Annotated in this window: 9 protein-coding genes; 1 reads left to right on the top strand and 8 read right to left on the bottom strand. The window is 71.0% G+C overall.

Annotated features, from left to right (window positions below; all coding sequences use genetic code 11):
* Positions 1–90: 90 nt before the first annotated feature.
* The 3 genes from C1I93_RS25480 to C1I93_RS25470 all read right to left on the bottom strand — a co-directional run bounded on the left by C1I93_RS25480 (position 91) and on the right by C1I93_RS25470 (position 2,675).
* Complete coding sequence (locus C1I93_RS25480) at positions 91–558, bottom strand: ribose-5-phosphate isomerase (RefSeq protein ID WP_111245823.1); 468 nt, start codon at positions 556–558, stop codon at positions 91–93.
* An 84-nt stretch (positions 559–642) separates the two neighbouring features.
* On the bottom strand, positions 643–1,857 hold the full coding sequence (locus C1I93_RS25475; protein WP_111245824.1) for a DUF1015 family protein: 1,215 nt from the start codon (positions 1,855–1,857) through the stop codon (positions 643–645).
* Positions 1,858–2,051: 194 nt separating this feature from the next.
* Complete coding sequence (locus C1I93_RS25470) at positions 2,052–2,675, bottom strand: mycothiol-dependent nitroreductase Rv2466c family protein (RefSeq protein ID WP_111245822.1); 624 nt, start codon at positions 2,673–2,675, stop codon at positions 2,052–2,054.
* Positions 2,676–2,936: 261 nt separating this feature from the next.
* On the opposite strand from C1I93_RS25470, the gene pepN reads away from it, so the two are divergent.
* Positions 2,937–5,486, top strand: a complete 2,550-nt coding sequence (gene pepN / locus C1I93_RS25465) for an aminopeptidase N (protein WP_111245821.1) — start codon at positions 2,937–2,939, stop codon at positions 5,484–5,486.
* A gap of 65 nt (positions 5,487–5,551) precedes the next feature.
* Here the strand turns inward: pepN and C1I93_RS25460 are convergent, their stop codons facing one another.
* The 5 genes from C1I93_RS25460 to C1I93_RS25440 all read right to left on the bottom strand — a co-directional run bounded on the left by C1I93_RS25460 (position 5,552) and on the right by C1I93_RS25440 (position 8,445).
* Positions 5,552–5,965 carry a DUF5130 family protein gene (locus C1I93_RS25460; protein WP_111245820.1) on the bottom strand — a complete coding sequence of 138 codons (414 nt, stop codon included), beginning with the start codon at positions 5,963–5,965 and terminating at the stop codon, positions 5,552–5,554.
* Positions 5,952–6,263 carry an aa3-type cytochrome oxidase subunit CtaJ gene (gene ctaJ, locus C1I93_RS25455; protein ID WP_438819590.1) on the bottom strand — a complete coding sequence of 104 codons (312 nt, stop codon included), beginning with the start codon at positions 6,261–6,263 and terminating at the stop codon, positions 5,952–5,954. Before ctaJ ends, C1I93_RS25460 begins: the two co-directional genes overlap by 14 nt.
* 241 nt (positions 6,264–6,504) lie before the next feature.
* The gene (locus tag C1I93_RS25450; protein WP_111245818.1) at positions 6,505–7,515 is read right to left on the bottom strand and encodes an amidohydrolase family protein; all 1,011 of its coding nucleotides are present in this window, start codon (positions 7,513–7,515) and stop codon (positions 6,505–6,507) included.
* On the bottom strand, positions 7,515–8,039 hold the full coding sequence (locus tag C1I93_RS25445) for a 3-hydroxyanthranilate 3,4-dioxygenase (protein ID WP_111245817.1): 525 nt from the start codon (positions 8,037–8,039) through the stop codon (positions 7,515–7,517). The genes C1I93_RS25450 and C1I93_RS25445 overlap by 1 nt, the downstream gene beginning before the upstream one ends.
* Positions 8,032–8,445: a RidA family protein gene (locus C1I93_RS25440; protein ID WP_111245816.1), complete on the bottom strand. Its 414-nt coding sequence runs from the start codon at positions 8,443–8,445 to the stop codon at positions 8,032–8,034. Before C1I93_RS25440 ends, C1I93_RS25445 begins: the two co-directional genes overlap by 8 nt.
* Position 8,446: the final 1 nt, after the last annotated feature.

The following is an 8,446-nucleotide window of genomic DNA, read 5'->3' as shown; positions in this document are numbered from 1 at the left end:
CCGCTGACCCTGCCCGCCGCTGACCCTGCCCGCCGCTGACCCTGCCCGCCGCTGACCCTGCCCGCCGCTGACCCTGCCCGGCTCGGCCGGTCAGGGCAGGTCGGGCAGCTGGCCGGTCTTCTCGTACTCGGCCACCTGCACGATCCGGCGGGCATGGCGGTCGCTGCCGGAGAAGGCGGTGGTCAGGAACGCCTCGACGATGGCGGTGGCCTCGTCGAGGGTGTGCTGGCGGGCACCGACGGCGACCACGTTCGCGTCGTTGTGCTGCCGGCCGAGCTGGGCGGTCTCCACGCTCCAGGCCAGCGCCGCCCGGACTCCGGCGACCTTGTTGGCGGCGATCTGCTCGCCGTTGCCCGAACCGCCGATGACCACACCGAGGCTGCCCGCGTCGGCCACCACCCGGCTGCCGGTGTGCAGGCAGAAGGCCGGGTAGTCGTCGTCGGGGTCGAAGGCGTGCGGCCCCACGTCGACCACCTCGTACCCCTGCTTGGCCAGGTGGTTGGCCAGGTGCACCTTCAACTCGAAACCGGCGTGATCGGATCCCAGGTAGACGCGCATACCGGGCAGTCTGTCAGGCCCGCCGAGCCGGGCAGCGCCGGGGCGGTGCCGACGTGACGACCGCCGGACGCCACCGGCGCCGGGTCAGGCCCGATCCGGCAGCTCCGCGACCACCAGGCCACCGCGCGCCTTCGGGGTGAACCAGGTGCTCTTGCGCGGCATCTTCTCCCGCTCCAGGTTCACCTCGACGAAGTCGTCGACGGTCACCGGCGCGATCAGGATGGCCAGCTCCGCCCGGCCGGCCTCGACCTCACCGGCCAGCCAGCTCGCCGGGTAGTCACCGCCGACGTAGGTGATCCGCTTGTCACCCGGGTCCAGCCCGAGGGCGTCCCGCAGCAGCAGCCGCTCGACCAGGGCATGGTCGAGGTTCTCCAGCCGGCTCGCGCCGGTGTGCGGCAGCGTCACCGCGTACGCCTGACCGGGAAGCTGGAGCACGACGGTGCCGCCGGTCGCCGGCACCTCGACCGGCCCCGGCACCGGGGTGACCTGCGCGCCGGCGGCGCGCAGCCGGTCGAGCAGCTCCTGCGGACTCGTGGTCAGCTCGCTGACCAGGCGGTTGTACGGCTGGATGGCGACCGAGGCGGGCGTGGTCACCACTGCCAGGAAGCGGGGCAGTCCGCCGGTCTGCGCGGCCAGGCTGCGGTGGTTGCCGTCGGCGACGACCAGCTCACCGCCGCCGGCCAGGGCGGTCAACTCGTCCTGCACCGGACCGGGGCCGATGGGCCAGATGGCGTGGGTACGCCCGGCCTGGTCGGTGTCGGTGGCGGCGGGCGCGCCGGCCGCGCCGGCCGCGTCGGCGGCGGCCGCGAGCGCGGCGTGCAGGTCGTCACCCCGCCCGGTCTGGAGCAGGAGTACGGGCGAGAGCAGGTGACCCAACGCCTCGGCCAGGGCTACCCGCTCCCGCACCTTGGCGATGAAGACGTCCTCGTTGCGGATGACCAGGCCCGGCTCGTCGGCCCGGGTGGAGATCTGGTCGGTGTCGACCATGGCGAACAGGCCGTACGCCGACTCCTCGCCCGGTGCGCTGATCCGGTAGAGCACCACCACCCGCTCCGCCGGGGTGTAGCTGCCGTCGGCCTTGGCCTCGGCGAGCCGGCTCACCGCGTCCGGCAGGGCGTCGGCGAAGGACTTGCCGAGGCTCTCCGGCGCCCGGTGCGGCATCTCGATGCCGAGGGCACTGTGCGGGTTCGCCTCGATGATCGCGGTGATCTCCGCGTCGTCGGCGAACTCGTCGTAGTTCTGCGCCCCAGTGCCGCCAGTGGTGATCCAGGCCCGGGTGATCGGGTGCACGACCGTCATGACCATGACGCTACCGCCGCCGGTTACTCCCCCGCCGCCGGACCCGCGCCGCGTCCATCTGCTGAACCGCTCGGCTGTGCCGTGGCGGCGCAGCCGGAGGCGGTTGTTGAGTGCCGTGGCGGCGCAGCGGGCGGTTTGTTAACAGGGGGCCCCTCCTATACCTGAGGCGTTAACAGGGGCCCCCTGCTTGCACCTCAGTCGAAGATGGGGTCGATGTCTCGGCTGCGCTTGAGTTCGAAGAAGCCGGGGGTGCCGGCGACCAGCAGGACGCCGTCCCAGAGCCGACCGGCGGCCTCGGCCTTGGGCGCCGGGGTCACCACCGGGCCGAAGAAGGCCACCTGCCGGCCGTCCGGGCCGGGCGCGTGGATGACCGGGGTGCCGACCTCGGTGCCGACCGGGCGCATCCCCGCCTCGTGGCTCTCCCGCAGTGCCGCGTCGAGCCCGGTGTCCTCGGCCGAGGCGGCCAGCTCCGGGTCCAGCCCGGCGTCGGTCAGGGCCGCGGCGTACAGCTCCGGCCCGAGCGGCTCCTTGCCGAGGTGGATCCGGGTGCCCAGGGCGGTGTAGAGCCTGCGCACGGCCTCGGCGCCGTGCCGCTGCTGCACCGCGACGCAGACGCGTACCGGGCCCCAGCCCTTCTGCATGATCTCCTGGTACTGCTCGGGCAGCTCCCGACCCTCGTTGAGCACCGACAGGCTCATCACGTGGAAGCGGACGTCGACCTCGCGGACCCGCTCCACCTCCAACAGCCAACGCGACGTGATCCAGGCCCACGGGCAGATCGGATCGAACCACATGTCGACAGCGACTCGCTCGCTCACGATGCTTCCTCTCCCGACAACTTCCGGCGCTTCCGGTGCTTCCGGCGCTTTCCGGTGACTACAGCCGCGCCGACACCTGCCGGCGTACCTTCGATCTTTGCTCCATCGCGGGCGGTGACGGTGGGAAACGGAGGCGTGACCTCGCCCACCGTCGCCTGCTCGCGCATGGAAGACTCAGGTTCGGGACCGGCCGTCACGAGCGGTCGACGGACGCGACCGTGCCGTACGGCGAGAGTGGGATGGAGACGAACAGTGCCGGGAGTGCGCAACCTGACACAGGTCGAGGCGACCGAGCGGGCCCGCCTGCTCGACGTGACCGGGTACGACATCAGGCTGGACCTGTCCAGCGCGGTCCAGGCGGCCGACGGTCGGACCTTCCGATCGACCACGGAGGTGCGCTTCCGCTGCACCGAGCCGGGCGCCAGCACCTTCATCGAGGTGGCGGCGGATTCGGTGCGCTCGGCGACGCTCAACGGCTCCCCCGTCGACCTGTCCGACTGGTCGGCCGAGAAGGGACTGACGCTGGCCGGGCTGGCCGACGAGAACACCCTCGTGGTCGACGCGGACTTCGCGTACTCCAACTCGGGGCAGGGCCTGCACCGCTCGGTGGACCCGGTCGACGGTGAGACCTACCTCTACAGCCAGTTCGAGACGGCCGACGCGCAGCGGGTCTTCGCCTGTTTCGACCAGCCGGACCTGAAGAGCGTCTACACCTGGCACGCCACCGTTCCGGAGCACTGGAAGGTGGTCTCCAACATGCCGGTGGAGCGGGAGGAGCCGGCCGGCGAGGCGACCAGGACCGTCCACTTCGTCGAGTCGGCCCGGATGAGCACCTACATCACCGCGCTCTGCGCCGGGCCGTACCACGAGGTCCGGTACACCCACGACGGCATCGACCTGGGTTACTTCTGCCGGGCGAGCATGGCGCAGTACCTCGACGCCGACGACCTGAACCTGGTCACCACGCAGGGCTTCGACTTCTTCCACGAGCAGTTCGGGGTGCGCTACCCGCTGCCCAAGTACGACCAGCTCTGGGTGCCGGACTTCAACGCCGGCGCGATGGAGAACTTCGGCTGCGTCACGCACGCCGAGTCGCACTACCTGTTCCGCTCGCAGGTCACCGACTTCGAGTACGAGCAGCGGGCCAACACGATCCTGCACGAGCTGGCGCACATGTGGTTCGGTGACCTGGTCACCATGCGCTGGTGGAACGACCTGTGGCTGAACGAGTCGTTCGCCGAGTGGGCCAGCCACTGGTGCAACACGCACGCCACCCGCTTCACCGAGGCGTGGACGACGTTCCTGTCCATCCGGAAGAACTGGGGCTACCGGCAGGACCAGCTCTCCTCCACCCACCCGGTCTACTGCGAGATGCCCGACCTGGAGGCGGTCGAGGTCAACTTCGACGGCATCACGTACGCCAAGGGCGCCAGCGTGCTCAAGCAGCTCGTCGCGTACGTGGGTGAGGAGCCGTTCCTCGCCGGTCTGCGGGCGTACTTCGGCAAGCACGCCTGGGGCAACGCCACCTTCGACGACCTGCTGTCCGAGTTGGAGACCGCCTCCGGCCGCAAGCTGCGCCAGTTCGCCGCCCAGTGGCTGGAGACCGCGCAGGTCAACACGCTGCGACCGGAGCTGAGCATCGGCCCGGACGGCACGTACCAGCGGGTGACGGTCCGCCAGGAGGCCCCGGAGCAGCATCCGACGCTGCGGACCCACCGGATCGGGGTGGGTCTCTACGACCTCACCGACGGCCGGCTGGTGCGGCGGGAACGGCACGAGGTCGACATCGACGGTGAGCTGACCGAGTTGACCGTACTCGCCGGGGTGCCCGCCGCCGACGTGTTGCTGCTCAACGACGACGACCTCACGTACACGAAGCTTCGCCTGGACGAGCGGTCGATGGCCACTGTGGTGCAGCACATCGCCGGCTTCGAGTCGTCGCTGGCACGGGCGCTGTGCTGGACGGCCGCCTGGGACATGCTCCGCGACGCCGAGCTGGCCGCGCGGGACTACGTGGCGCTGGCGTTGGCCGGGCTGCCCGCCGAGACCGACATCAACCTGGTCACCGCGACGCTGCGCCAGGCCAGCAGCGCGCTCACCTTCTACGCCGACCCGGCCTGGGCGCCGACCGGCTGGGCCGAGTTGGCCCGCACCGCGAAGACCGCCCTCGCTGCCGCCGAGCCGGGCAGTGGCTTCCAGCTGGCCTGGGCCCGCGCTTTCGTCTCGGCGGCCCGGTCAGCGGAAGACCTGGCGATCCTGCGCGGCTGGCTGGAGGGCACGCAGGTGACGGCCGGGCTGACCATCGACACCGAGCTGCGCTGGAGCGTGGTGCAGGCGCTGGTGGCCAACGGCGCGGCCGGTACGGCGGAGATCGAGGCCGAGCTGGCCAACGACAAGACCTCCAGCGGCGAGCGGGAGGCCGCGTACGCGCACGCGCTGGTGCCGACGGAGGCGAACAAGGCGGCGGTGTGGGCTCAGCTCACCGCTGCCGAGGCGTTGCCGAACTGGCGGAACCGGGCGTTGCTCCAGGGCTTCAGCCACCCGGCGCAGGTCGAGCTGACCGCGCCGTACCGGGACCGGTACTTCACCGCCGTGGCGCAGGTCTGGGCCACCCGGGACAGCGAGCCGGCGCAGGAGTTCGCCATGCTGGCGTACCCGGCGTACCTGGTCGAGCAGGACACGGTCGAGGCCACCGACGCCTGGCTGGCGCAGGAGGCGCACCCGGCCCCGCTGCGCCGGTTGGTGGCCGAGGGCCGCGACAGCGTGGTCCGCGCGCTGAAGGCCCGCGCCCGGGACGCCCGCAGCGCCTGACCGACACGGAAGAGGCCGGCTCCGCGCTGCGGAGCCGGCCTCTTTGTCGTACGGGAGGTGTGTCGTCAGCCCTTGCCGGCGTAGCGGGAGAGCTGGTCGAGCCCCTGAATGATGCCGCCGGCCAGGTCGCCGCCGCCGAAGGCGGCCACCATCGACAGTGCGGCGATCTTGGCGTACGTGTCGGGGATCCGCTTGCGGGCGTACCGCCCGGTGACGATCTCCAGCTGCCGCTGGTTGGGCGAGAGCGCGATCAGCACGGACCGGTCGGGCTCGGCGAGCTGCCGGTGCAGCCGCTCGGCGTGCTCCCGGACCGGCTCGTCAAGGCCGCCCACGAAGACCGAGAAGACCAGACTCGTCGTCTTGTCGGCCAGGCGGAGCGCCTCGTCGATGCGCAGCAGCTGGCGGGTCGAGAACGGGCCGTCCAGCACGTCGGGCGGGGTGTCCGTGCCCGCCTCGGCCTGCTTCTCACCAACTGTCACTTGCGCCTCCGGTTCCACCGGCCGGCGCCTCGACGCCGGCCTGCTCCTGCTTGCGGCTGGTCAACGCCGGTGCCTGCGCCCCCGCTGCCAGCGCGGTGCCGGCCGGGTCGGCCAGCTCCTCGGGCCGGCCGAGGAACCAGACCGGCGTGAAGGTGAACGGCCGGCCCGGACGGTAGCGCTTCGTGCCGCCGCCACCACCGCCACGGCTACCCGCGTAGACGAGGCCGGCGATCACCAGCACGACGGCTGCCGGGATGCCGACGAAGACCAGCAACGTGTCGGTTACAGACAATCCCAACGCCCCCAGGCGGAAAGAGAGACTTCGACCGGATCGGGTGTGCGGTCACCGCGATGACCTCCCGACTCCGCTACCACTCACGTTAGCGGAGCCGACGCCCTGGCAGACTGCGGGGTGGCGATCCCACCAGTGCAGTCAGGAGAGGCTGCCGGGTGCCGACACCCACTCTGAGCGTGGGCCGCCCACCTCCGCCAGCAGGTCGAAGTCCCGATCGTAGTGGAGGACCGTCGCCGCGTACTCGCTATATATCGATTGTCCCGAGGAACCGCCGGGCGTTGTGGGAGAGGAGGTTGTCGCGTTGGGCGGGGGTGAGGAAGTCGGCCTGGTGGATCACCTGGCCGACGGGACGCTCGCCCAGGGGGTACGGGTAGTCGCTGCCGAGCAGCACCCGGTCGGCGCCCATGGTGTCGACAAGCAGCCGCAGCGCGGGTGGTGCGAAGACCACCGAGTCGACGTAGAACCGGTCGACGTAGGCGCTGGGCGGGGCGGCGGAGGCGCCGCGTACCAGGTCGCCTCGGCGGTGCCAGGCGTTGTCGGCGCGCCCCAGCCAGAAGGGGAAGCTGCCGCCGCCGTGGGCGAAGCAGATCCGCAGCGTCTCCGGCACCTTGTCGAAGACCCCGCCGAGGATCATCGACAGCACCGACAGGTGCGTCTCGGCAGGCATGCCGGTGAGCCAGCGGGCCATCCAGCGGTCGAGCCGGGGGCCACCGGGCATGTCCCACGGGTGGACGAAGACCGGCGCGCCCACCTCGGCGCAATGGGTCAGGAACGTCACGATGCCGGCGTCGTCCAGGTCCCGGTCACCGACGTGGTTGCCGATCTCCACGCCGACGTGTCCCGCCGCCAGGCAGCGGTCCAGTTCGGCGCAGGCCGCGTCGGGGTCCTGCAACGGCACCTGGCAGAAGGGCAGCAGCCGGTCACCGCCGGCCGTGGCGATCTCCAGGGTCAGGTCGTTGAAGATCCGGGCCACCTTGACCGCCTGGGCCGCCGGCCGGTCGTAGCTGAAGAAGACCGGGGTGGGCGAGATCACCTGCACGTCCACACCGTCGCCGGCCATGTCGGCCAGCCGGGTCGGCGCGTCCCAGCACTGCGCGCCGATCGGCCGGAACTCGGTCTCGCCCACCATGATCATGGCGGCCCGCTCCGAGTCGACCCGCAGCCACGGCCAGCCAGACCCGCCGCAGGCTGCGGCCAGATCCGGCCAACCCTGCGGTACGACGTGCGTGTGCACGTCCACCACCGGCAGCGCCATCAGCCCTTACCCGGATGCAGGGTGCCGCAGTTGTCACAGGTGCGGGCCGCCTCGTCGGCGTAGAACGCGCCGAAGACCGGGGGCAGGTCGGCGGCGATGTCCCGCACCTGCAACTCCACCTCGTGCACCTGGTGCCCGCACTCGGGGCAGTACCACTGGAACTTCTCCAGCGTCCCCTCCTCGCGTACCCGCTCGATCACCATGCCGATGGAGCCGGCCTCCGGCCGCTGCGGCGAGTGCGGGGTGTTGCGCGGCAGCATCCACATCTGCCCCTCGCGCACGTGCACCGTACGCGGCCCCTCCGGCAGCATCAGGTTGATGTGCATGTTGCCCTTGACCTGGTAGAAGAACTCTTCGTACGGGTCGACGTGAAAGTCGGTGCGCTGGTTCGGCCCACCGACCACCATCACGATGAAGTCGTCGGAGCCGGGCAGCATCTCCTTGTTGCCCACCGGCGGCTTGAGCAGGTGCTGGTTGTCGGCGATCCAGCCGGGGAAGCTGAACGGCTCGGCGATCTCACTCACGACTGCCTCCTGACGGAAGAAGGGCCACGGCCTGCATCTCGATCAACAGGTGCGGATGCGGCAACTGGTGCACCGCCACCGTCGTCCGGGTCGGCCCGGTGGCGTCGAAGAACTCCGCCCACACCTCGTTGTACCCACCAAAGTCGTTCATGTTGACCAGGTACGACGTCACCTGCACCAGGTCGGACAGGTCAGCGCCGACCGAGCGCAGCAGGTCGCCGAGGTTCTCGATGACGGCCCGGGTCTGCGCCCGGATGTCCAGGTCCGTCGTACCGAACTCGTCCACCGACACGCCAGCGAAGCTGTTGTCCGGCCGCCGGGACGACGTACCGGAGACGAAGACGAACCCACCCGCGATCTTGACGTGCGGAAACGCCCCCCGGGGAACCGCCTTCCCCGCCACCACC

The sequence above is a fragment of the Micromonospora endophytica genome (assembly GCF_003236305.1).
Lineage (GTDB): Bacteria > Actinomycetota > Actinomycetes > Mycobacteriales > Micromonosporaceae > Micromonospora > Micromonospora endophytica.
The sequence above is the reverse complement of the archived record's forward strand: the minus strand, read 5'-3'. Positions and strand labels throughout refer to the sequence as shown.